Source organism: Flavobacterium sp. 40-81 (genome assembly GCF_001898245.1).
GTDB classification, from domain to species: Bacteria; Bacteroidota; Bacteroidia; order Flavobacteriales; family Flavobacteriaceae; genus Flavobacterium; species Flavobacterium inviolabile.
Genome location: NZ_MKTM01000010.1, coordinates 115,550 through 139,042, shown reverse-complemented (window position 1 = coordinate 139,042; position 23,493 = coordinate 115,550). Strand labels below are relative to the sequence as shown.

20 protein-coding genes are annotated in these 23,493 nt (G+C 40.5%); 10 read left to right on the top strand and 10 right to left on the bottom strand.

Annotated elements, in window-relative coordinates; genetic code table 11:
* Positions 1-18: 18 nt before the first annotated feature.
* Positions 19-2,835 carry a GH92 family glycosyl hydrolase gene (locus BGO42_RS03485; protein ID WP_273245963.1) on the top strand — a complete coding sequence of 939 codons (2,817 nt, stop codon included), beginning with the start codon at positions 19-21 and terminating at the stop codon, positions 2,833-2,835.
* Positions 2,836-2,895: 60 nt separating this feature from the next.
* Here the strand turns inward: BGO42_RS03485 and BGO42_RS03480 are convergent, their stop codons facing one another.
* Both BGO42_RS03480 and BGO42_RS03475 read right to left on the bottom strand, forming a co-directional pair.
* Positions 2,896-3,873, bottom strand: coding sequence for a TerC/Alx family metal homeostasis membrane protein (locus BGO42_RS03480; protein ID WP_273245964.1), 978 nt, complete (start codon positions 3,871-3,873; stop codon positions 2,896-2,898).
* A 222-nt stretch (positions 3,874-4,095) separates the two neighbouring features.
* Positions 4,096-5,091, bottom strand: a complete 996-nt coding sequence (locus BGO42_RS03475) for an NAD(P)H-dependent glycerol-3-phosphate dehydrogenase (RefSeq protein WP_177731095.1) — start codon at positions 5,089-5,091, stop codon at positions 4,096-4,098.
* Between the two features lie 159 nt (positions 5,092-5,250).
* Between BGO42_RS03475 and BGO42_RS03470 the strand changes: the two genes are divergently transcribed.
* Entirely contained in the window at positions 5,251-6,132 is an 882-nt protein-coding gene (locus BGO42_RS03470) for a nicotinic acid mononucleotide adenyltransferase (RefSeq protein ID WP_177731097.1), read from the top strand.
* Between the two features lie 96 nt (positions 6,133-6,228).
* Here BGO42_RS03470 and BGO42_RS03465 read toward each other — a convergent pair whose 3' ends face one another.
* The 6 genes from BGO42_RS03465 to BGO42_RS03440 form a co-directional block, all read right to left on the bottom strand.
* Positions 6,229-7,389 (bottom strand): iron-containing alcohol dehydrogenase, encoded by a 1,161-nt coding sequence (locus BGO42_RS03465; RefSeq protein ID WP_177731099.1) that lies wholly within the window; start codon positions 7,387-7,389, stop codon positions 6,229-6,231.
* Between the two features lie 115 nt (positions 7,390-7,504).
* Complete coding sequence (gene nadD, locus BGO42_RS03460) at positions 7,505-8,086, bottom strand: nicotinate (nicotinamide) nucleotide adenylyltransferase (protein WP_177731101.1); 582 nt, start codon at positions 8,084-8,086, stop codon at positions 7,505-7,507.
* A 43-nt stretch (positions 8,087-8,129) separates the two neighbouring features.
* A complete protein-coding gene (gene gmk, locus BGO42_RS03455; RefSeq protein ID WP_273245966.1) occupies positions 8,130-8,702 on the bottom strand; it encodes a guanylate kinase in 573 nt (190 codons plus the stop codon).
* Positions 8,703-8,728: 26 nt separating this feature from the next.
* Positions 8,729-9,589 (bottom strand): YicC/YloC family endoribonuclease, encoded by an 861-nt coding sequence (locus BGO42_RS03450; RefSeq protein WP_177731105.1) that lies wholly within the window; start codon positions 9,587-9,589, stop codon positions 8,729-8,731.
* 54 nt (positions 9,590-9,643) lie between these two features.
* Positions 9,644-10,570, bottom strand: a complete 927-nt coding sequence (locus tag BGO42_RS03445; protein WP_273245968.1) for a DMT family transporter — start codon at positions 10,568-10,570, stop codon at positions 9,644-9,646.
* Positions 10,571-10,921, bottom strand: coding sequence for an arsenate reductase family protein (locus BGO42_RS03440; protein WP_177731109.1), 351 nt, complete (start codon positions 10,919-10,921; stop codon positions 10,571-10,573).
* 139 nt (positions 10,922-11,060) lie between these two features.
* Here BGO42_RS03440 and BGO42_RS03435 point away from each other — a divergent pair, with 139 nt between their 5' ends.
* Positions 11,061-11,516: a DinB family protein gene (locus BGO42_RS03435; RefSeq protein WP_273245970.1), complete on the top strand. Its 456-nt coding sequence runs from the start codon at positions 11,061-11,063 to the stop codon at positions 11,514-11,516.
* Here BGO42_RS03435 and BGO42_RS03430 read toward each other — a convergent pair.
* Entirely contained in the window at positions 11,509-12,258 is a 750-nt protein-coding gene (locus tag BGO42_RS03430; RefSeq protein WP_246297032.1) for a DUF3298 and DUF4163 domain-containing protein, read from the bottom strand. The genes BGO42_RS03435 and BGO42_RS03430 overlap by 8 nt on opposite strands.
* A 104-nt stretch (positions 12,259-12,362) precedes the next feature.
* On the opposite strand from BGO42_RS03430, the gene BGO42_RS03425 reads away from it, so the two are divergent.
* Positions 12,363-13,508, top strand: a complete 1,146-nt coding sequence (locus BGO42_RS03425) for a cystathionine gamma-synthase (RefSeq protein ID WP_273245971.1) — start codon at positions 12,363-12,365, stop codon at positions 13,506-13,508.
* A gap of 68 nt (positions 13,509-13,576) precedes the next feature.
* Here the strand turns inward: BGO42_RS03425 and BGO42_RS03420 are convergent, their stop codons facing one another.
* Positions 13,577-14,368, bottom strand: a complete 792-nt coding sequence (locus BGO42_RS03420; protein ID WP_177731115.1) for a THC0290_0291 family protein — start codon at positions 14,366-14,368, stop codon at positions 13,577-13,579.
* 225 nt (positions 14,369-14,593) lie between these two features.
* On the opposite strand from BGO42_RS03420, the gene porZ reads away from it, so the two are divergent.
* The 6 genes from porZ to BGO42_RS03390 all read left to right on the top strand — a co-directional run bounded on the left by porZ (position 14,594) and on the right by BGO42_RS03390 (position 23,484).
* The gene (gene porZ, locus BGO42_RS03415) at positions 14,594-16,885 is read left to right on the top strand and encodes a type IX secretion system anionic LPS delivery protein PorZ (RefSeq protein ID WP_273245972.1); all 2,292 of its coding nucleotides are present in this window, start codon (positions 14,594-14,596) and stop codon (positions 16,883-16,885) included.
* 45 nt (positions 16,886-16,930) lie between these two features.
* A complete protein-coding gene (gene recO, locus BGO42_RS03410) occupies positions 16,931-17,644 on the top strand; it encodes a DNA repair protein RecO (RefSeq protein ID WP_273245974.1) in 714 nt (237 codons plus the stop codon).
* Positions 17,645-17,736: 92 nt separating this feature from the next.
* Positions 17,737-21,141, top strand: coding sequence for an isoleucine--tRNA ligase (gene ileS, locus BGO42_RS03405; RefSeq protein WP_273245976.1), 3,405 nt, complete (start codon positions 17,737-17,739; stop codon positions 21,139-21,141).
* An 8-nt stretch (positions 21,142-21,149) separates the two neighbouring features.
* Positions 21,150-21,530: a TraR/DksA family transcriptional regulator gene (locus tag BGO42_RS03400; protein ID WP_177731123.1), complete on the top strand. Its 381-nt coding sequence runs from the start codon at positions 21,150-21,152 to the stop codon at positions 21,528-21,530.
* Between the two features lie 84 nt (positions 21,531-21,614).
* Positions 21,615-22,208: a lipoprotein signal peptidase gene (locus BGO42_RS03395; RefSeq protein ID WP_177731125.1), complete on the top strand. Its 594-nt coding sequence runs from the start codon at positions 21,615-21,617 to the stop codon at positions 22,206-22,208.
* Between the two features lie 73 nt (positions 22,209-22,281).
* A complete protein-coding gene (locus BGO42_RS03390) occupies positions 22,282-23,484 on the top strand; it encodes an Lcl C-terminal domain-containing protein (protein ID WP_273245980.1) in 1,203 nt (400 codons plus the stop codon).
* Positions 23,485-23,493 lie beyond the last annotated feature (9 nt).

The window sequence follows — 23,493 nt, the reverse complement described above, 5'->3', positions numbered from 1 at the left end:
TTTTACAGCACCATTATAATGAAAAAGCACGCTTTACTTTTCCTCTTTTTACTACAAACGCTTACCACTTTTTCTCAGAAAAACGATTACGCACAGTATGTGAATCCGTTTATAGGAACCGGCGGGCACGGACATTCCTTTCCCGGAGCAACTGTTCCGTTCGGAATGGTGCAGCTATCGCCCGATACCCGGATTGACGGAAGCTGGGACGGCTGCGGCGGTTACCATTATTCCGATCCGGTGATCTACGGCTTTTCGCATACCCACCTTAACGGTACCGGAGTGTCCGATTTTGGCGATATCATGCTAATGCCTACGATGGACGAACCGGCTTTGGAAAACAAAGATTATGCGTCGGCATTTTCACATAAAAACGAAAAAGCAACTGCCGGTTTTTATGCCGTAAAATTAGACAAACACAACATCAATGTGAGCCTGACTGCTGCAACTAGAGTCGGTTTCCATGAATACACCTTCAATCAGGCCGGTAAAGCCAATATTATTCTGGACCTGAACCACCGCGACAAACTGCTGATGGGTGATGTCCGGATCATCAACAGCCATACGGTTGAGGTTTTGCGAAGAAGCGAAGCCTGGGCGACAGACCAATATGTTTTTGCGCGTATTGAATTCAGCCAGCCGATGCAGATTACCAAAGTCCGCAACAATGCCTTTGCTCCGGCAAAAATTACCGATACCTTTTTCGCCGGAAGCCAACTGGCGATCAGCTTTAGTAAAGACGTTAAAAAAGGAGAGAAAATATTGGTAAAAGTGGCGCTTTCGCCCACAAGCTACGAAGGTGCTGCCAAAAACATGACGGCAGAAATTCCGGACTGGGATTTCGGGAAAGTAAAAAAACAGGCAGAACAGCTCTGGAATAAAGAACTGTCCCGGATTGAAATAAGTACTTCCGACAAGGAAAAACAAACCATTTTTTATACGGCATTGTACCACACGATGATGCAGCCCAACATTGCGATGGACGTGGACGGCATGTACCGCGGCCGTGACAATAAAATCCATAAAGCCGACGGCTTCGACTATTATACCGTTTTCTCCCTTTGGGATACCTTCCGCGGAGCGCATCCGTTGTATACCCTGATCGATAAAAAAAGAACCTCCGATTATATCAATACGTTCCTGAAACAATATGAACAGGGCGGACGACTGCCGGTTTGGGAACTTGCTTCCAATGAAACCGACTGTATGATCGGATACCATTCCGTTTCGGTAATTGCCGATGCGATGGCAAAAGGAATAAGCGGGTTTGATTACAACAAAGCCTTTGAAGCGGCAAAACACAGCGCGATGCTCGACCATTCAGGACTGGATGCCTACAAGAAAAACGGATTTATCAGTATAGATGACGAACACGAAAGCGTTTCCAAAACACTGGAATATGCCTATGACGACTGGTGTATTGCCCAAATGGCCATGCAGCTGAACAAACCGGATGACTACCGGTATTTTATGAAACGTTCCCAAAACTGGAAAAATATTTTTGACAGCCAGACAGGATTTATGCGTCCGAAGAAAAATGGCGGCTGGGACAAACCGTTTGACCCGAGGGAAGTGAATAACAATTTTACCGAAGGCAATAGCTGGCAGTACTCCTTTTTTGTGCCTCAGGACATCAGCGGTATGATTGAAGCTTATGGCGGAAAAGAAAAATTTGAAGCCAAACTCGATGAAATGTTTACCGCTCCGTCAGCAACTACCGGAAGAGAACAGGCCGATATTACAGGGCTTATCGGGCAGTATGCACACGGAAACGAGCCGAGTCACCACATGGCCTATCTGTATAACTACATTGGCAAACCGGAAAAGACACAGCAAAAAGTACACTACATCCTGGATGAATTTTATAAGAACACACCGGACGGACTGATCGGGAATGAAGACTGCGGACAAATGAGTGCGTGGTATGTGCTGAGCAGTATGGGAATTTATGCGGTAACACCGGGAATGCCTTTGTGGAGTACGACCAGGCCGTATTTTGACAAAATCAAAATTAATTTTGAAGACGGAACGTCCAAAACAATTACGAAGGATACTCCGGCGGAAACATTAAAAAACATAGGACTAAACAAGGAAATTGTGGTGCTGAACTTAAATCCGAAAGATAAAATTGTTCCGGTTCCGGCAATTGAGGCAGAAGGTAAGGCCTTTAAAGACAAACTCACGATTGCCATAACCGCAGGCAGTAAAGATACTAAAATATATTATTCCGACAGTTCTAAGCCGGGTACAGGCTTTAGTGTTTACACAAAGCCGTTTGTCATTGAAAAATCGGCGGTGATCAAAGCCTATGCAGAAATTAAAGGACAAAAAAGCAATGTAGTGACCGCTTCCTATTTTAAAAAAGACAACAATTGGACAATAGCCCTTACATCAAAATACAATCCGCAATACCATGCCGGCGGACCGGAAGGACTGATCGATGGGATTTTAGGAACTGAAAACTGGCGAAAAGGCGACTGGCAGGGATATCAGGGACAGGATTTTGAAGCGGTTATCGATTTGAAAAAACAAAGACCGGTTTCTGCAATAACCGCCCGTTTTCTGCAGGACAGCCGCGCCTGGATTGTAATGCCTGTTAAAGTGGAATTCTATTTATCGGACGATAATGTAAACTTTAAACTGGCGGCAACGGTTGAAAATACGTTAAATCCAAAAGTAACCGACAATACGATCATTCCTTTTAAAGCGAACACAAAACAGGCAAAAGCCCGCTATGTGAAAATCATCGCCTACAATTATGGGAAACTGCCGGAATGGCACCAGGGAGCCGGAGGGGATGCCTATATTTTTATTGATGAAATACAAATACAATAATCAGCCTTAGGGTAAAAGAAAAAAGCAAGTCCGTTTAAGACTTGCTTTTTTTATAGGCGGTTATTCTTTGACCGGGAATAAGAGCGATGCAATTACCGAAAGAATCAAAATACTGCCCACAATGAGCAGGGATACCGGTGACGATATGTGAAAGACCGGAGCGATAAGCATCTTGATACCGATAAAACTCAATATAATCGCTAATCCGTACTTCAAACGGCTAAACATATACATGAAGTTGGCTAAAAGAAAATAAAGCGCTCTAAGGCCTAAAATAGCGAATATGTTCGAAGTGTAAAGGATAAACGGATCGTTTGGCGCAATGGCAAAAATAGCCGGAATACTGTCCACGGCAAAAATCAGGTCGGTAAACTCAATAACAGCCACAACAACCAGTAAAGGCGTTGCCATTTTAATACCGTTTTTAACGGTAAAGAATTTATCGCCGTCATAGTTTTCGCTTACTTTAAAAAAGCGGTGTATCAGTCTTGCACCCGGACTTTTGGTAAAATCTTTATCACCGTCGTCACTGTCTTCTGCAAACCAGGATTTGATTCCCGCATAAATAAGGAAAATACCAAAAACGGTCAGGATAACATTAATTTTTGCCGCATGTCCGAAAAGGATCATTTCCGGTAAATACGTCATGTTGATCAGCTCCACACCGGTGAAGATAAAGATAGCACGGAAAACCAATGCCCCTATAATCCCCCAAAACAGTACTTTGTGATGCAGTTCTTTGGGAACATTAAAAAATCCGAAAACGAGTATGAACACAAAGAGGTTGTCCACCGAAAGCGCTTTTTCAATCCAGTATGCCGACTGGAACTGGGTAAACTGCTCCAATCCCATATAGTAATAAATGACCCCGCTGAATCCCATCGCGAGTGAAATCCATACGATGGACCATGCTAAAGCTTCTCTGTTAGAAACCACATGGCTGTTTTTGTTAAAAACGCCCAGGTCAAGTAAGAGCATTACAAGGATAATAATCGAAAAGGCGGTAAGAATTCCCGGATGGTTAATTAAGTGGTCCATAATGTTGTCTTTAATTTTGTGCGAAAATAAAACTTCTTTTTTTCTCCAAGGGAAAAGAGTGTAAATATCTTGTAATCAGTATTTTATAGTGCTTTTTTGATGAGGCTGTCAAAAAAGTACAGCACAAAAAAAAGAATTTAATACATTGTAATCCAGTGTTTTAAATTCTTTTTTGGGGTCCGGAAACGGTAAAATCTCCGGAAACGTGAAAAATGAAAAAAATTAATCTAATTTTTCCGTTAGCTTTTTAAATACTTTTTTAGGCTCTTTTCCTTCATATAAAATGTCGTAAACCGCATCTATTATTGGGGTTTTGGCCTTATATTCCTCATTCAGCTTATACGCGCTTTTAGTGGCATAATAGCCTTCGGCTACCATACTCATTTCCATCTGGGCAGATTTTACAGTATAGCCTTTCCCGATCATGTTCCCAAACATTCTGTTACGCGAGAAAACGGAATAACCGGTAACCAGCAAGTCACCCAGATAAGCAGAATCGTTGATGTTGCGCTTCATTTTGTGAACCTTCTTGATGAATTTCTTCATCTCGCGGATAGCATTGCTCATCAGTAACGCCTGGAAATTATCGCCATAGCCCAGACCATGTGCAATACCGGCAGCGATAGAATAGATATTTTTAAGCATTGCGGCATATTCCGTACCGACAATATCATCAGAAATTTTAGTTTTGATATAATGGCTGTTCAGGTTTTTAGCCATTACTTTTGCCGTTTTGGTATCTCCGCAGGCAATCGTTAAATAGGAAAGACGCTCCAATGCCACTTCTTCTGCATGGCAGGGGCCGGTAATAACGCCAATATTATCATAAGGAATATCGTACACACTGTGAAAGTGTTCGCCAACGATTAAACTCGTTTCCGGTACGATACCTTTAATGGCCGAAAAAATAACTTTATCCTGCAGGCTAACCGTTAGTTTTTCCAGTTCACCGCTCAAAAAAGCCGATGGAATGGCAAAAATCACATAATCGGCATAGGCAACCGCCTCGTTAATATCGTCTGTTAAGATTAGTTTATTGGTATCGAATTCAACGGAACTCAAATAATTCGGATTGTGTCTGTTTTGTTTGATATGTTCAATAGCATAGGTACTTCTCATGTACCAGGCTATTTCTGAAAGATTTACGCACAACATCTTTGCAATGGCCGTAGCCCAACTTCCCCCGCCTATTACTGCAAATTTCGGATTGTCACTCATTATCATTTTTGTTTGTGAATCCAAATGTACTTAAAAACATAGGAACAACAAAGTATCGATTGTAAAGAAATCAGAACGGAAAGAGAAAGCTAAAAAAATCAAAACCAAAAAAGTGGCACGCAAATTGGATATCGTTACTTAAATTAAAAAAGGAGACTTATGAAAACGATAAAATTACTCTTAGCCCTGCTAATGATACCGCTCACATTTTCATCTTGTACAGTGGCAGAATATGGTGATGATTATGTAGATGACGGTGCGACTTTACCGCAGTTAATGCAGCGATATGAATTGTGGTATGTGGATTATGAAAGAACAACAGGCCCCGGTGATATTCCTTTTTTATCAAGAGCGTTTACCCTTTCGCTGGTAAACGGAACCCTGTTTGCAAACAATAACCTTGTGGGGATCGGTTCCACCGGAAACGGCTTTGGTATCAATGTAGGATATTATGATTTTTATCCGGGTGAAGTGCGTTTCTTTCACAACGTTTACGGACAGTATAACTTAGAGGTTACCCGTTTGAGTGCCAATGAAATCCGGCTGTACAACCGCAACCTGAATACATCCTATTATCTGGTAGGCTATCAGCGCAACAGCTTTGATTACAACCGTTTGTTTTATGATAATATTACCTATTTCCTGCAGGAATATAAAGCCTGGGAAAAAGTATATACCAGTAACGTAGGGGCGCTGAACGATTTTGACCACGAAAACTTCGTACAGTTTTTATCCGGCGGGAATAATTTCCGTTCTTCACAGGATGCTCCCGGTACTCCGGTTAATAATATCTATTGGGATTTTACAGGGCTTTACGGGATTCAGCAAGTGCCCGGTAACCCGTATCAGAAAATTTTAACATTAGATTATGATTTCTGGGGCAATGAAGGCTTTAGATTGACCGTTATTAATGACAGCAGGATTCGATTGTTTCACCAGGCATCCGGTACTACTTATGAATTTCAGGGAAGAGGATTTATTCAATACCTGAAAGAAGGCGGGATGAAGAGAGTGAAGCAGCAGGACCTCAAGTTAAGTTAATTAAAATAGTTACTATTTTTTGTTTTTGGTGAAGAAAGGCGCTCTGAATATAATTCAGGAGCGCCTTTCGTTTTTAAGTCGTGTTATAAAAAAGCTTTAGTAGCTCATTTCCACAATTTCGCGGACTTTATCTAAAGTGATGTTCTGGCGTTCTCCCATGGCTTTCCAGCCTCTCTGGTCAAAACGTTCCACAATAAAATCGGCTGTTTTTTTATAATCCGGGGTATAATTGGAAATCTTGGTTTCCATACCCATTATATGGAAAAACTGAACTGTTTTTTCAATTGCCTGTAAGGCTTTTTCTTCAACGGTAGTACCGGTAACATTCCAGATGCGTTCGCCGTACTGTGCTAATTTTTCTTTTTTGGTTTCAAATAAGGCACGGTACAGATTCGGGCCAATGATGGCCAGTGTTCTGGCATGGTCAATTTCGTATAAAGCGGTTAACTCATGTCCGATCATGTGTGTGGCCCAGTCGGTTGGAACACCTTTCTGGATCAGACCGTTTAAAGCCATCGTACAGCTCCACATAAAATTGGAAGCCAGTTTGTAATCTGTCGGATTGTCCACCACACCCGGACCAATTTCAATTAAAGTCTGCAGGATACCTTCGGCAATGCGGTCCTGTAAAAGCGCATCATGAGGATAGGTAAGGTATTGCTCCATCACGTGGGTATAGGCATCAATCACTCCGTTCTGCAATTGTCTTTTCGGTAAAGAAGCAATAACGGTAGGATCACAGATGGAAAATTTCGGAAACAGTGCCGAACCGCCAAACGACAGTTTTTCCTGTGTTTCATTGATCGTGATAACGGCTCCGGAATTCATTTCGCTTCCTGTTGCCGGTAAGGTCAATACCGTTCCAAACGGCATGGCGTTTTCCTTGATTAAAAGTCTTTTGTGAAGAATTTCCATAGGATTGCCTTCGAAGTTAACGGCTGCCGAAATGAATTTAACACCGTCAATCACAGATCCGCCGCCAACAGCCAGGATAAAATCCAGCTTCTGCTCTTTAATAACCGCAACAGCTTTCATTAATGTTTCATAACGGGGATTCGGTTCAATACCTCCGAATTCTACGATTTCAAAACCGCTTAAAGCCGTTTTTACCTGATCGTAAACACCGTTTTTGAAAATGCTGCCACCACCGTAAGCCAGTAATATTTTACTGTTTTGCGGAACCAGCTGGGCTAATTTTTCGGTTTGTCCTTTTCCAAAGACTAAATTGGTAGGATTATATAGTTCAAAATTTAACATAGCGATTTTGATTTGAATTATTTACAGTTCAAATTTAGGGAAGATTATTCCAATCACTTTTAAAACTATGTTAATAGAAAATAAAAAAATAACGCTGATTGTCAGCGTGTAAAGGTTATTTTTTATAGAAAAGATTGTGGTCGATATACTCCCAAACCTTGCCGGGCAGCATGGGGGTAATGTTTTTTCCTTTTTTGATGTTCTCCCGGATAAAGGTAGAGGAAAGCTCAATGACCGGAGCACCGACTCTGTGGATTTTCGGGTGATTGATGAACTCGCCGGAAACAATTTCGGACGAAATTCTCGGATAGACATAAATGTTGTGATTGTTCAGGATCACTTCATAGTTTTTCCATTTGTGCAGCGAATTCAGATTGTCTTCACCCATAATCAGTGAAAATTCGTGCTGCGGATATTTTTCCTGCAAATGTGCCAGCGTATTAACCGTATAATTGGGCTGAGAGAGCTTAAACTCAATGTCGGAAGGCTTTATTTTGGGATATTCGGATGTTGCTAAAAAGACCATTTGCAGCCGATGGTGATCGTCCAGTAAGGTGTTTTTCTTTTTGTGGGGATTGTGTGGTGTTACAATCATCCAGATCTGATCCATATCGGTATTTTCTGCCATGTGATTGGCAATAATCAGGTGGCCGATATGGATGGGGTTGAACGTTCCGAAATAAAGCCCTATTTTCATTTGCAGCGTTATTTTATGAATGTATTCCGATAATAAAGGGAAACTATTTTACAAAATCTCTAACCAGTTCGTATGCTTCCTGTTTGGCAGTGTCCAGATCATAGTTTTTTATGATTTTGTCAAACTGCGGCGCTGTAGCCAGCTCAACAGATGCCTTGGCGATACGCATGTTGATCTTGTCTTCACTTTCGGTAGAACGTTTTTTCAAACGGATCTTTAATTCGTCAATACTCGGAGGTTTCACAAAAACCGCTAAGGTTTCGTCTGGAAATTTTTTCTTGATACGCAATCCGCCGGCAACGTCAATGTCGAAAATAACATTTTTGCCTTTGGCCCAGATGCGTTCCACTTCGGTTTTTAAAGTACCGTAAAAATTATCGCGGTAAACTTCTTCCCACTCTAAAAAATCTTCGGCTTTAATGTGTTGTTTGAAGCTTTCCAGCGAAATGAAATAATAATCGGTTCCGTTTATTTCTTCACCTCTTGGGGCGCGGGAAGTAGCCGAAATTGAAAATTCAAGGTTCAGATCTTCTTTGCCCAATAAGTGTCTTACAATTGTTGTTTTTCCGGAACCGGACGGTGCTGAAAAAACAATTAGTTTTCCTCCTGTATTCATGCTGTTGTATTGTGAAGTTTTAGCTGTTATAAAACATTTAAAACCTGTTCTTTAATTTTTTCTAATTCGTCTTTCATCTGAACGACCAGTTTCTGCATTCCGGCATGATTCGATTTGGAACCCATAGTGTTGATTTCACGTCCCATTTCCTGAGTGATGAATCCCAGTTTTCTACCGTTTGCTTCCTGTCCGGAAAGGGTTTCCAGGAAATAATCCAGATGGTTGGTCAGGCGGACTTTTTCTTCCGTGACGTCTAATTTTTCAAGATAATATATAAGCTCCTGTTCAAATCGGTTTTCGTCAACATTGACCTGCAATTCCGAAATAGCATGCTGCAAACGTTCTTTGATTGCCTGGATTCTTTCCGGATCTAAAACCAGTGCCTGTTCCATAAAACTGCGGATGTTGGCAATTCTCAAACGGAATTCTTTTTCCAGTGAAGCGCCTTCATCTTTTCGGAAATTATTGATGTTAACCAATGCTTCTGTTACCACATTCTGGATGTGTTTCCATTCGTTTTCGTCAATTTCATCCCGTTCTGTTTTTAAGGCATCCGGCATCCGAACCGCCATTTTCATCAATTCGGTAATGTCGGCATCCGGAAGGATATCGCGCATCTGATTCATATACGCTTTTACAATCGGGGCGTTAACTTTTGTTGACGTTTCTTCTCCGGTAACTTCAATGTATAGGGAGAAATCAACTTTTCCGCGTTCCAGCTGTTGTGCAATCTGATTGCGAAGTCCCAATTCCATTTCGCGAAAAACAGAAGGCATACGAACGTTAAGGTCGAGCCCTTTACTGTTTAAAGACTTAATTTCTATAGTAATTTTTTTGGTTGGCAATTGCAAAGAAGCCTTGCCGAAACCAGTCATCGATTGTATCATATAAAAATGTAATAGCTACAAATGTACTAAAAAGAGTTCAGTATGTTAAAAAAGTTAAGTAATCCCTTTTTTGTCAGTTTGTTTCTCCTTTTTCTGCGTAACCAGATAAACGCCTAAAAAAATTAAAAGGGAGGAGCCTGTTTTTACCCAGCTCAGCTCGTCTTTGCCCAGGCTTATTGCAAAAATGGAAGCGAAAAAAGGCTGCAGGTAAATGAAAACCGCAACGGTTGTGGGTTTTAACTCTTTCATGGATAGTAAGTTGAGTAAATACGTCAGGAAGGTGGAAACCACAATCACAAAACCGATTTTCCAATAGACGCTAAGCGGCATACTGTGCCATTCGATTTGCTGAAATTCCTGCCATCCGAAAGGAATTACCATTATAAAACCAAAAAGATAAATCCATTTTACAAAGGTGTACGGACTGTATTTGTCCATTAATTTTTTAACCAGGATAAGGTAAAAACCATAAGAAACGGCATTTACAAAGACTAAAAAGTTGCCGAGGGCCGCATTTGGGGCGTTAATCATCGACTTTCCGTAAAGAATCAAAAGTACCGTTCCGGCAAGTCCCAGGAAAATACCGGCTACTTTTTGCCGCTGCATGCGTTCCCGCATAATAATAGCCGACAAAACCAGAACGATCATGGGTGTGGTGACCATTAAAACGGCACCCATAATGGGAGAAGTATAGCTTAATCCCTTAAAAAAAGTAAGCATGTTAAACGCCACGCCAAAAAAGGCGGCAGCAATAATCCGGAAGAAATCCTTTTTGTCGATTTTTTGCTTTTTGGCAGGGTTGAGCCGGTTAATTCCTATCGAAGCCAGCCAGAACAATAAGGTTGAACCGCCTACGCGCATAAAAATAAAACCGAAAGCATCCACATAAGCAGGCATGACATCCTTAGCAATCGTAAAGGTCACCCCATAAATGATCGCTACCGTCCAGGCAGCCATCAAGGCATAAGTACGTTTGCTCATTTAGCCCAGGAATGCAATAGCTGCGGCAACCACTTTAGGGCTGTTTCCCACAAAAGCTTTTCCGTCAATAAGAATAACCGGACGGCTTAAAAAAGTATAATGCTCTAAAATATACCGTTTGTAATCGGCTTCTGTCAGGACTTCATCTTTTAAACCCATTTCTTTATACAGTTTGGCTCTTTTGCTGAAAAGCACTTCATAATTACCGGTAATGGCATGGATTTCTTCCAGTTGTTTTACCGTCACAGGAGCTTCTTTAATGTCCTGTAATTCGAAAGTGTCCAGATTTGGAAGGGATTTTAAAATGCGTTTGCAGGTATCGCAGGTTTTTAAATGGTATATTTTTCTCATGATAATTGTCAAAAAAATGTTGCTGCAAAAATAGTAAGAAACTTAACGAATATAAGCGAATCGGATTCATTTTTAGTTTCTGGAGAAACCGGCTCTTTTTTGAATTTATCTTTTGACTACATTAGCGGAAAAGAAAAGTATGAAAACAAGTTTTGATATTTCAAGAAACAGCAGGGATAAACTTTTAGCTGTTTTGGAAAGCCATTCTCTGGAACAACTCAATAAAGTACCGGCCGGATTTAGTAATAACCTGATCTGGAATATTGCCCATATTGTGGTGGTACAGCAAATGCTGGTATATAAATTATCCGGATTGCAGATGCAGGTATCGGATGAAATGGTGGAAAAATACAAACGCGGTACAAAACCGGAGGCAGATGTTACTGCGGCAGAAGTGGAAGCCGTTAAAAAACTGCTGCACACCACTATCGATACCACCGAAAAGGATTATAATACCGGGCTGTTTCAGGAGTATACCGAATTTAAAACGATGTCAGGTTTTGTGATTAAAAACGCTGCAGAAGCGATTGAATTCAATAATTACCATGAAGGTATTCATACAGGCATTATCATGAGCATCCGCAAGTTTATTTAAGGATCAGATAAGGCTCCAGCGCATCATAGGATAAGAGCAGTTCCCGCGGACCGTCAACATAAGGAGCGATTTCGTAAGTGTTGTAGTAAAGGATCAGGCCTTTATCGGAGAAAACATACGTTTGCGGCAATTGAAAAACCTCGTCTTCAAACATCAGTCCGCCTTCGTTAATAGGTTTGTTTGCCGGTATTTTGAATTTCTCGCGGAACTTTTTCTCTGCAAAAGCGGTTAGTCCTTTTTTATCTTTTAAAAAGTCTTTTTCTGTAATGGTCTTTCCGGTTTCGGCATGAACAAGAATGGAGCGTAAACCGCTATATCCGTGGGCACCGCCGGTAAAGGTGTAATGTTTTAAAGTGATGTTGATAACCTTGTCCGAATGATAGGCTATTTGTCCGTCAATACTGGCTTCCCATACCGGCATGTGGTCATCCGGGAATTGGGTGGTCACATCCGTATACGATTTGATGAATAAATCCATCAGCTGGGTGTAGTTGGAAGCATTGTATGGTTTTTCGCCAAAATAGATGATCTCCCGTACCGTATTGAATACGGCATTGTTGATGCTGTCCTCAACTACAGGACTGTTTTCGGCTATAGGAACATTGATTTTTACCTGAGTACAGGAGGAATCACAAGGTGTTTTACTCTGTTTTTCATATACGATATTCTCGAATTGTATTTCTTTTTTCTGGCAGCTGACTGTTAAAAGTCCGATTAGAAGAAAATAAGCGATATGTTTCATGGTAAAAATGTGTTAATAATTCATAAAGGTACAATTTTCTATATTGTCAACAGAAAATAAAGGGTAAATTTGCTTAGTTTATTTGGTAAATAAAGAACAGATTTATGAAATTTAATACAAAAGCTATACATGGTGGTCAGCACCATGATTCCAGTACAGGGGCTGTAATGCCGCCTGTATATCAGACCTCTACGTATGTACAGACAAGTCCTGGTGTGCCTTTGAATGAGTACGAATACAGCCGTGCGGCGAATCCTACAAGAACAGCTTTGGAAAATGCCTTAGCCAGTATTGAAAACGGAACACGCGGTTTGGCTTTTTCTTCAGGTCTTGCGGCTACCGATTGCGTTTTGAGATCGTTAAAAGCAGGTGATGAGGTAATTGCTATGGACGATTTATACGGTGGAACATACAGAATGTTTACCCGTATCTATAAAGATTCCGGAATTGTTTTCCATTTTGTGGATATGAATGATCTGGAAAAATTCGAATCGTTGATTAATGCCAATACCAAATTGGTTTGGGTGGAAACACCAACGAATCCTTTGATGAAACTGGCCGATATTGCAGCTATTGCAACCATTACGCAAAAACATAAAATCATTTTTGCAGTCGATAATACGTTTGCAACACCTTATCTTCAAAAACCATTGGATCTGGGAGCGGATATTGTAATGCACTCGGCTACAAAATATTTAGGAGGACACTCCGATGTGATTGCCGGAGCGTTGATTGTGAAAGATAAAGCATTGGGTGACCAATTGCATTTTCAGCAATTTGCAACCGGAGCCACATTAGGACCACAGGATTCGTTCCTGGTACTAAGAGGAATTAAAACCCTGCATTTAAGAGTACAAAGACATTGTGAAAACGGTGCTAAAGTAGCGGAATTTTTAGTGAACCATCCTAAGGTTGAAAAAGTGTATTACCCTGGACTGGAATCACATCCTTTTCATGAAATTGCTAAAAAACAAATGATTGGCGGTTTTGGCGGAATGGTAACATTTACGTTCAAGTCCGGCAAGAAAGAAGATGCGATTGACTTCCTTGAAAAAGTATCAGTATTCACTTTGGCGGAATCATTAGGCGGAGTAGAATCGTTAGCGAACCATCCGGCCTTAATGACGCATGCTTCGATACCGGAAGACAAACGTAAGGAAATTGGTATTTCGGATGACCTGGTACGTTTGAGCGTTGGGGTAGAGGATATCGATGATCTTATCGAAGACTTAAAACAGGCTTTAGCATAAGCGCCATTAAAATACAAGCACAAAAAAACCGGGAATCTCCCGGTTTTTTTTATTGTTATCGTGTACTGTTAATTCAGGTAGTAGATATAACCTACGTTTAACCAGACTAACCAGTCGTTTGCTTTGTTTTCTGTGTAGATGTTCGGATCAGGATTTAAACCGTCAACCCAGTTGGAGAAATAATATTGGAAACGTAAATCAATCATTAAATCCGATAATTCCGTTAGTTTATAACGTGTTCCGACACTGGAAACGATTGACCATGCATTACCGCCGTCATTTTTCACAGCGCCCATATATTTTGTAGGTGTTACATTAGGATTGGTACCCAGGTTTGGCCCTAAAGTAGAATACGCTTCGGTATCGTAAAAGCTGAAATGTGCACCCAGACTCACAAACGGAGCCCATGCACCCGGAGTAACGGAGAAATCACGAATACTCAAAGGGAAATATTCCAGCTGCATTCCAACGTCGGTTACAGCAGTCGAACCTCGCATCCCTCTAAGCTGATTGGCCATAACAGACTGTTTGCTGTCCTGTACCCATTGCCCGAAATGTTTTAATTTTGTTTTGCTGTATGATAACTCTGTACGAAGTTTGAAGTGATCGTTGAAATATGTTTCAGGAGTATAACAATTACACTCGGCGCGGTATGAAAAGTTGAGATAATGCACAATACCAACTCCAAAACCGGTATTACCGGCATCGGTTTTAAAATCGCTTCTTTCTCCATAATCAGACTGGAAAGCCACAGGACCGGCGATAACCCCAATTTCATGAGAAAAACCGAACTGAGCTTTTACGGAATAACTGGTTCCTAAAGCCAGAGCTAATAGGAGGTTTACAATTTTTCTAGGCATTTTCACTAAAAAATAATAACTTTTCTTGACAAATATATAAAAACATATTTCACCGTAATAAAAAAATGATAATATGTTGAAAATATAATGGATAAAACCAAAATGTTGCTTTGAGATTAACAAAACGATCCTTCTTTTTAAAGATAGTGAATCTTTGTGATAAGAATTATACAAAAGAGAAAATAATTGCGTTTTAGTCTATATTTGTAAATCAATATTCCGTTAATGAAAAAAACACTTTATATTTTTTTAATACTGATTACCACTGTTAGTTCATTCGCTCAGCAAAATCAATTGTGGAGAGGTTTTTTTTCGTATGCGGAAGTAACTGATATTGCAGCAACTCCAATACGGGTTTTTACGTCTTCTGAAAATGCGGTTTTCTCGAAAAGCCTGATTACAAATGAACTGAAGACCACCACATCAATTAACGGACTTAAAGCCGAAACGATAACGGCTTTGCATTTTAGTGTCACGAAGAATAAAACATTTGTCGGGAATAATAACGGCTTGCTGCTGATTGTCAATGAAGCGGACGGCAGCATTTTTAATGTTGTGGATATTGTGAACAAGCCTTCAATAGCACCCAATAAGAAAAAAATAAACCACCTGTATGAAAGTGACGGAAAGCTTTATATTTCCTGCGATTTCGGAGTATGTGTGTACAATCTTGCCACTTCAGAGTTTGGCGACACCTATTTTATTGGTCCGGCCGGACAGGAAGTAGAAGTTTTGCAGACCACTATATTTAACGGTTTCATCTATGCCGTAACCCGGAATAACGGTATCCGTAGAGCAAGTGTGGGGAATCCCAATTTAGTGGATTTTGCACAATGGCAGGAATTTGATTCCGGAAGCTGGCTGGGAGCGGTGACCTTAAACAATAAATTATTCCTGGCGAATACCAATAACCGTATTTACAGTTATACCAATGCGGCGATCCAGGAAGTTTATACCACCGGACAACAGGCTGTCGATTTTAAGGCTGCCAATGATAAACTGGTGTATACTTCGGCAAATCATGTTTATGTTTTTGATAATGTAATGGTCTTGCAGGCGCATATTACCCAGATTCCGGATGTCGTAACGACCTTTACCTGTGCTGTTGCTGCCGGGAACAATATTTTTATCGGGACAAAAGACAGGGGGATGTTCAGTACAACGGTATTGAACCCGATGAGCTTTGAGAATAACACCCCGAACGGACCTTTTAAAAACAGGATCTTTTCACTGAAAAAAGCGCCGAGTGCTTTATGGGCAGTGTATGGTGATTATACCAGAACCTATAATCCGTATCCGTTGGATTCTTACGGGATCAGTAAGTTTGTGGACAATGTCGGCTGGTCGCTAATTCCCTATGAAAACCTGGCAGAGGCAAAATCACTGAGCCGTATTGCGGTTAACCCGAATAACGAGAACCAGGTTTTTGTAAGTTCTTTTTATTCCGGACTTTTAAAGATAGAAGGCAACAGTTTGTCCGCTCTTTATACCAATTTGAATACCGGAACAAACGGACTGGAATCATTGTTACCGCCGCCGGTTAATGATGTAAGGGTAAACGGACCGGCTTTTGATAAAAAAGGAAACCTGTGGATGACAAACAGCAGGGTCAATAAAGGCTTAAAAGTTTTAAAGACCGATAACCAATGGGCTTCTTACGATTTGAGCAACGTAACGGTAGCGCCCAAAGACGATAGTTACAGCACTATTGTTGTGGATAAGAACAATACCAAATGGATCCCGTCTTTATATAATGGGGTGATTGCCTTTAATGAAAACTACGGGAACAAATTTATACTGATCAAAACAGGTGCCGATGAGGGAAATCTTCCGGATAATGATGTGAGAGCAGTGGCAATCGATACGAAGAACCAACTGTGGATCGGTACCTATAAAGGGTTGAGAATATTGCCGAGTGTCGATCGGTTTTTAAGTGAAACAACACTAACAACAAATGCGATTATCATTCTGGAAGACAATCTGGCTCAGGAGCTTTTCTATCAGCAGAGTATCACGGATATTGCTGTGGACGGGTCCAATAATAAATGGATAGCGATTGCAGATGCCGGTGTTTTTCAGGTTTCTCCAAACGGACAAAGTGTACTGCACAAGTTTACAAAAGAAAACTCACCGTTGCCAAGTAACAATATCAACGATATTGAAATTGACGGCGTCACCGGAGAAGTATTTTTTGCCACCGATAAAGGGCTGGTTTCTTTTAAAGGAACGGCAACAAAGGCCAATGATGACCTGAACAATGTATATGTGTTTCCAAACCCGGTACGTCCCGGATTTAGCGGTGAAGTAAACATCAGCGGATTGATTGATAAAGCCAATGTGAAAATCACCGATATTGAAGGAAACCTGGTTTTTGAAACCACTTCGCAGGGAGGAACGGTGATGTGGGATACTACGGCATTCGGAAAATATAAAGTAGCCTCCGGTGTTTACATGATTTTTATTGCTTCTGATGACGGTGCCGAAACAAAAGTGAAAAAAGTAATGATTATCCGTTAATGGCTATATTCCCGAATAATTGCCATCATTCCAATACAGTAAAAGATGCTTGTTAAAACAAAAGCAATCGTTCTTAGTGCCCTTAAATATCAGGAAAAAAGCCTGATCGTAAAATGCTTTACGGAATCGGACGGACTGAAATCCTATTTTGTGCAAAGTGCCTTTTCCGGTAAAAAGAGCAATCAGAAAATAGCCTATTTTCAGCCGCTGACACTATTGGAAATAGAAGCGAGTCATAAGAATAAAGGAACGTTGGAGCGTTTTAAGGAAATCAAACTTTCAACGCCGTATGCTTCCATTAATATTGATATTGTAAAAAGTACAATTGTCATGTTTCTTTCCGAGATGCTGCACAATACCATCAAGGAAGAAGAAAGAAACGGAAACCTTTTTTCCTTTCTGGAAACAGCCTTGCTATGGCTGGACAATCACGATGAGGTTGCTAACTTCCACCTGATGCTGTTGCTGGAAATGACTAAATTTTTAGGCTTTTATCCGGATACTTCGGATGACGGGCTGCCTTTTTTTGAAATGACCGAAGGCATGTTTGTGCCCTTTCACGGAATAAGCTGTCTTTCCGAACACGAAACCCGGCTTTTCAAAAAGCTCAAAGACCTGAAATTCGACAGCGATCAAAAGGTGTTTAACGGAATGGAAAGGCAAATACTACTTAGAATACTACTCGATTATTATACTTTTCATTTTGACGGTTTTAAAAAACCCCGGTCACTGGATGTGCTCAAAGAAGTTTTTTCCTAAAAAGGCTTTGCAAACTGCTATTTTCTAATTGTCTTAACTAAGAATTATTCAAAAATCCGTACTTTCGCGAATTGATTAGAAAAAACGACAAAATGAGTACGAAATTTACTGAATACAAAGGACTTGATTTGCCAACAGTAGCATCTGAGGTGCTTGATTTTTGGAAAGAGCAAAACATCTTTGAAAAGAGTATCACTTCGCGTGAAGGAAACCAGCCATTCGTGTTTTTTGAAGGACCACCTTCAGCAAACGGATTGCCGGGTATTCACCACGTGATGGCACGTTCCATTAAGGATATTTTTTGTCGTTATAAAACTCAAAAAGGATTCCAGGTAAAGCGTAAAGCAGGCTGGGATACTCACGGACTTCCGGTAGAGTTAGGAACGGAAAAAGAACTGGGAATCACGAAAGAAGATATCGGTACCAGGATTACCATTGCAGAATATAACGAAGCGTGTAAAAGAACCGTTATGCGTTATACAGACGTGTGGAATGACCTGACCGAAAAAATGGGCTACTGGGTAGATATGGAAGATCCGTATGTTACCTACAAATCCAAATATATGGAAAGCGTTTGGTGGCTGTTAAAGCAGATCTATGATAAAGAGCTGATGTACAAAGGCTATACCATCCAGCCGTACTCGCCAAAAGCAGGTACCGGACTGAGTTCCCATGAGGTTAACCAGCCGGGAAGTTACCGGGATATTACCGATACAACAATAGTAGCGCAGTTTAAAGCAAAAGAAGAAACGTTACCGGATTTTTTAAAAGGTTTCGGAACGATCCATTTCCTGGCATGGACAACTACGCCATGGACGTTACCGTCCAATACCGCTTTAACGGTAGGACCTAAAATCGATTATGTTTTAGTAAAAACCTTCAACCAGTATACGTTCGAGCCGGTAAATGTCATTCTGGCAAAACCGCTGTTGGCAAAACAGTTTGCAGGGAAATATTTCCTGGCAGAAAGTGATGCCGATTTTGAAAACTACAAACAGGAAGATAAAAAGATCCCGTATGCAGTACTGGCAGAAGCAAAAGGAGCAGATTTAGTAGGAACGCAGTACGAACAATTGTTAGCCTATACATTACCGTATCAACATCCGGAAAACGCTTTCCGCGTGATCCCGGGTGATTTTGTAACCACAGAAGATGGTACCGGTATTGTACATACGGCGCCTACATTTGGTGCGGATGATGCTAAAGTAGCAAAAGAAGCAGTGCCGGAAGTGCCGCCGATGTTAGTATTGGATGATGCCGGAAACCCGGTTCCACTGGTAGATTTACAAGGTAAATTTATCAAACAGATGGGAGCCGAGATGGGCGGTAAATATGTAAAGAATGAATATTATAACGATGGTGAAGCTCCGGAACGTTCCGTTGATGTAGAGATTGCCATCATGCTGAAAGAAGCGAATAAAGCTTTTAAGGTAGAAAAATATGTCCATAGTTACCCGCATTGCTGGAGAACGGACAAACCTATTTTATACTATCCGTTGGATTCCTGGTTTATCAAGGTAACCGAAATCAAGGATAGAATGTTTGACCTTAACGAAACGATCAACTGGAAGCCGAAAGCAACCGGAGAAGGACGTTTTGGAAACTGGTTGAAAAATGCAAACGACTGGAACTTATCCCGTTCCCGATATTGGGGAATTCCGTTGCCTATCTGGAGAACGGAAGACAAATCGGAAGAGCTGATAATCGGTTCGGTAGCAGAATTATATGCGGAAATTGAAAAAGCAATAGCTGCAGGATTGCAAACGGAAAACCCGTTTAAAGGATTTGAAATCGGTAATATGAGTGAAGAGAACTACGATTTGGTAGACCTTCATAAAAATATCGTGGATACGATCACGCTGGTTTCGCCAAACGGAAAACCGATGCAACGGGAAAGCGATCTTATCGACGTATGGTTCGATAGTGGTTCGATGCCGTATGCACAATGGCATTACCCGTTTGAAAACAAAGAACTGGTGGATAACAATATTGCTTTCCCGGCAGATTTTATTGCTGAGGGAGTAGACCAGACCAGAGGATGGTTTTATACCTTGCATGCCATCGCTACGCTGGTATTTGATAAAGTAGCCTATAAAAACGTAGTTTCTAACGGACTGGTATTGGATAAAAACGGACAGAAAATGTCCAAACGTTTAGGAAATGCCGTTGACCCGTTTGAAACCTTAAAAGAATATGGTCCGGATGCTACGCGTTGGTACATGATCTCGAATGCGAATCCTTGGGACAACCTGAAATTTGATATTGAAGGGGTGGCAGAAGTGCGACGTAAATTCTTCGGAACCCTGTATAATACCTATTCTTTCTTCTCTTTGTATGCGAACATTGACGGTTTCCAATACCAGGAAGCGGAAGTGCCGCTGGAAGAAAGACCGGAAATTGACCGTTGGATCCTGTCGGAACTGAATACATTGGTAAAGAATGTGGATGAGTTTTATGCAGACTATGAGCCTACAAAAGCGGCGCGGGCAATATCCGATTTCGTTCAGGAAAATCTGAGTAACTGGTATGTGCGTTTGTGCAGAAGACGTTTCTGGAAAGGAGAATATGCCCAGGATAAAATCGCGGCCTACCAAACCTTATACAGCTGTTTGTTAACCGTTTCGAAGCTGGGTGCGCCAATTGCTCCTTTCTTTATGGATAAACTTTACAGAGACTTAACGCAGGCAACACAGTCGGAACAATATGATAGTGTACATTTGGCCGAGTTTCCGCAATACGTTGAAAACTTTGTTAATAAATCGTTAGAGAGCAAAATGCAGAAAGCCCAAACGATTTCTTCACTGGTTTTATCCCTGCGTAAAAAGGAGATGATCAAAGTGCGTCAGCCATTGCAAAAGGTAATGATTCCGGTACTTGACGAAGAACAACGTTCTGAAATTGAGGCGGTTTCCGACCTGATTAAAGCGGAAGTAAACGTTAAGGAGATTGAGCTTTTAGACGATGCTTCAGGGGTATTGGTGAAACAAATCAAGCCTAATTTTAAAGTTTTAGGACCGCGCTTTGGTAAAGATATGGGATTGATTTCCAGTGAGATACAAAAATTCACTCAGGAGCAGATCAGTCAATTGGAGAAAGAAGGCAGCCTGGCGCTTGTTATCTCAGAAAAAAGTGTTAATTTAACAACTGAAGATGTAGAGATTTCTTCACAGGATATTGAGGGTTGGTTGGTAGCAAATTCCGGAGGGATTACAGTGGCATTAGATATTACCATATCTGATGAGTTAAGGAAAGAGGGAATCGCCAGAGAGTTAGTTAACCGTATCCAGAATATCAGAAAAGATTCGGGATTTGAAGTAACGGATAAAATTAAAGTTCATCTGCAAAAAAATGTGCAATTAGAAAATGCAATCTTGAGCAATGAGTCCTATATAAAGTCAGAAACGTTAACCGAAGCCTTAATTTTTGAAGAAAACATCAACAATGGTATAGAAATTGAGTTTGATGACATTAAAACAAGAGTATTAATTTCAAAATAAAAGAAATTATGGTGGATGAAAAAATAAGATATTCCGACGCTGATTTAGCTGAGTTCAAAGAATTAATCTTGAAAAAGATGGAAAAAGCAAAAGCGGATTTGGATTTGATTAAAAGCGCCTACATGAATGACCTTAATAATGGTACAGACGATACGTCACCAACCTTTAAAGCATTTGAAGAAGGTAGCGAAACCATGTCTAAAGAAGCGAATTCACAACTGGCTATCCGTCAGGAAAAATTTATCAGAGATTTGAAAAATGCGTTAATCCGTATTGAAAATAAAACGTATGGTATCTGTAAGGTAACCGGAAAATTAATAAACAAGGAAAGATTGAAATTAGTTCCGCATGCTACAATGAGTATTGAAGCGAAGAATTTACAACGTTAATCTTTTCAAAATCTTTTAAAACGCTCCGTATGGAGCGTTTTTTATATCAATAATTCTCTTATTTTTGTGCTCAAATTATAAAAAATGTCCTTAAGAAAATCCTATTTATTAGTCATATTGGTTTTGATCATTGATCAGCTGTCTAAAATCTATATCAAAACAAACTTTGTATTGAATGATGAGGTTTATGTTTTTGAATGGTTTAGAATTCATTTTATTGAAAATGAAGGTATGGCCTGGGGAGCTGAAATTCCGGGAACTTATGGGAAATTATTTCTGACACTTTTTAGAATTGTAGCAGTTTGCGGTATCGGATACTGGTTGTATGATTCCGTGAAAAAGAACAGTTCGAATTACCTGATTGTAGCGGTGGCTTTAATATTAGCCGGAGCTTTCGGGAATATTATTGACTCTGTTTTTTACGGCGTTATCTTTAACGACAGCTTCCATGAACCGGCATCATTATTTGCTTCCAACCCTTACGGAACGTGGTTTCACGGAAAAGTAGTAGACATGCTGTATTTCCCTATCTGGGAAGGTAACCTGCCCAAATGGCTGCCATTGTGGGGCGGTAAGCATTTCACATTCTTCAATGCTATTTTTAATGTAGCCGATATGGCAATATCGGTGGGAGTAGGGATTCTGATCGTATTTAATAAAAAAGCTTTCGGAAAATAGAAAAAAGTAAGAATTTTATGTTTTATTAGAGGGATTTTTTATTTTTGGCACCTTAATTTTAAAATGAATTATTGTGAAAAAAATAGTACTATTTTCATTATTTCTCTTAATCTTTATTGGGTGTAGTTCCGATTCTTCTGTAGGAAACCCGGGAAATCCTGAGCCAACGCCTGCTGTACCGCCTGTTCTGGTTACATTGGCAACTACATTTCCCAGCGGGAATATTCAGTTTAATGCTACAGTGCAGTCATTAGGTGATGGCTACCACGAAAGAGGATTCTGTTGGGGGTATAATACTAATCCAACCAAGGATTTAACAAACTACATTGCAGCTGATGGATCCGGAACCGGAAATTTCTTTAAAATTACGCCATATACGGATATACTGGATCTTGGCGGGCGTGTCTATAATGTGAGAGCCTATGCTGTTACCGGAAACGGAATAGTTTACGGAAATAATCTTACAATGACTACACCACTCAAATATTCGTTGGCGACAACAGCAGTAAAAGAAATATATACTAACAGAGCCTCTTTTAACGGGAATGTCATTTCGAATGATTCGCATTATGGTAATGTGGCCGAAAAAGGTTTTTGTTACAGTACTTCGCCAAATCCAAGTTTGACAAACGGGACAAGTGTAAATATGACGGGTATGGTGACAGATCCTAATGCTTTGGGTGATTATTCGAGAGTAGTACAGGGATTGATCATGAATACGGTGTACTATGTGAGAAGTTATGGCAAAGATTATAATGGGGAAGTGTTCTATGGAAATGAAGTAAGTTTTAAAACGGCAGGTCAGATAGGTGCTTCAGGAGGTTATGTGTTTTATGATAAAGGAGAAACAACTAATGGATGGCGTTACCTGGAGGCAGCTCCGAATGATCTGACTTATAATGGTTCCAATGTTATGACCTGGGGATGTTATGGATCAATAATAGGCCAGACACAGGCAATTGTGGGTTCCGGATTAGAGAATACGCTAAGAATCCTGTCGGTATGTACTAATAACGGTACGGCAGCAAAGGTTTGTGATGCCTATTCGGTAAACGGACTTAATGATTGGTTTTTACCATCTATTGAAGAATTAAAAATCTTTTATTTAAGTTCTGTCGGGGCATATACGATTCCAACGGCTTCACCAAGGGAATATTGGTCGTCTACGGAAAAAAACATGGATCAGGCGCAATCGTATGACACGCAATATTCCAGTATAAATGAGTGGGAATATAAAAGCTACGGAAAAAAAGTAAGAGCAATCCGCAGGTATTAACGGGTTTGC

Coding starts and splice junctions, on each gene's coding strand:
- BGO42_RS03420 (WP_177731115.1), bottom strand. CDS start 14,368: ATGCCTAGAAAAATTGTAAACCTCCTATTAGCTCTGGCTTTAGGAACC.
- BGO42_RS03395 (WP_177731125.1), top strand. CDS start 21,615: ATGTCCTTAAGAAAATCCTATTTATTAGTCATATTGGTTTTGATCATT.
- BGO42_RS03445 (WP_273245968.1), bottom strand. CDS start 10,570: ATGAGCAAACGTACTTATGCCTTGATGGCTGCCTGGACGGTAGCGATC.
- BGO42_RS03435 (WP_273245970.1), top strand. CDS start 11,061: ATGAAAACAAGTTTTGATATTTCAAGAAACAGCAGGGATAAACTTTTA.
- ileS (WP_273245976.1), top strand. CDS start 17,737: ATGAGTACGAAATTTACTGAATACAAAGGACTTGATTTGCCAACAGTA.
- BGO42_RS03485 (WP_273245963.1), top strand. CDS start 19: ATGAAAAAGCACGCTTTACTTTTCCTCTTTTTACTACAAACGCTTACC.
- BGO42_RS03450 (WP_177731105.1), bottom strand. CDS start 9,589: ATGATACAATCGATGACTGGTTTCGGCAAGGCTTCTTTGCAATTGCCA.
- BGO42_RS03400 (WP_177731123.1), top strand. CDS start 21,150: ATGGTGGATGAAAAAATAAGATATTCCGACGCTGATTTAGCTGAGTTC.
- BGO42_RS03465 (WP_177731099.1), bottom strand. CDS start 7,389: ATGTTAAATTTTGAACTATATAATCCTACCAATTTAGTCTTTGGAAAA.
- porZ (WP_273245972.1), top strand. CDS start 14,594: ATGAAAAAAACACTTTATATTTTTTTAATACTGATTACCACTGTTAGT.
- BGO42_RS03470 (WP_177731097.1), top strand. CDS start 5,251: ATGAAAACGATAAAATTACTCTTAGCCCTGCTAATGATACCGCTCACA.
- nadD (WP_177731101.1), bottom strand. CDS start 8,086: ATGAAAATAGGGCTTTATTTCGGAACGTTCAACCCCATCCATATCGGC.
- BGO42_RS03425 (WP_273245971.1), top strand. CDS start 12,363: ATGAAATTTAATACAAAAGCTATACATGGTGGTCAGCACCATGATTCC.
- BGO42_RS03475 (WP_177731095.1), bottom strand. CDS start 5,091: ATGAGTGACAATCCGAAATTTGCAGTAATAGGCGGGGGAAGTTGGGCT.
- BGO42_RS03430 (WP_246297032.1), bottom strand. CDS start 12,258: ATGAAACATATCGCTTATTTTCTTCTAATCGGACTTTTAACAGTCAGC.
- BGO42_RS03440 (WP_177731109.1), bottom strand. CDS start 10,921: ATGAGAAAAATATACCATTTAAAAACCTGCGATACCTGCAAACGCATT.
- recO (WP_273245974.1), top strand. CDS start 16,931: ATGCTTGTTAAAACAAAAGCAATCGTTCTTAGTGCCCTTAAATATCAG.
- BGO42_RS03480 (WP_273245964.1), bottom strand. CDS start 3,873: ATGGACCACTTAATTAACCATCCGGGAATTCTTACCGCCTTTTCGATT.
- gmk (WP_273245966.1), bottom strand. CDS start 8,702: ATGAATACAGGAGGAAAACTAATTGTTTTTTCAGCACCGTCCGGTTCC.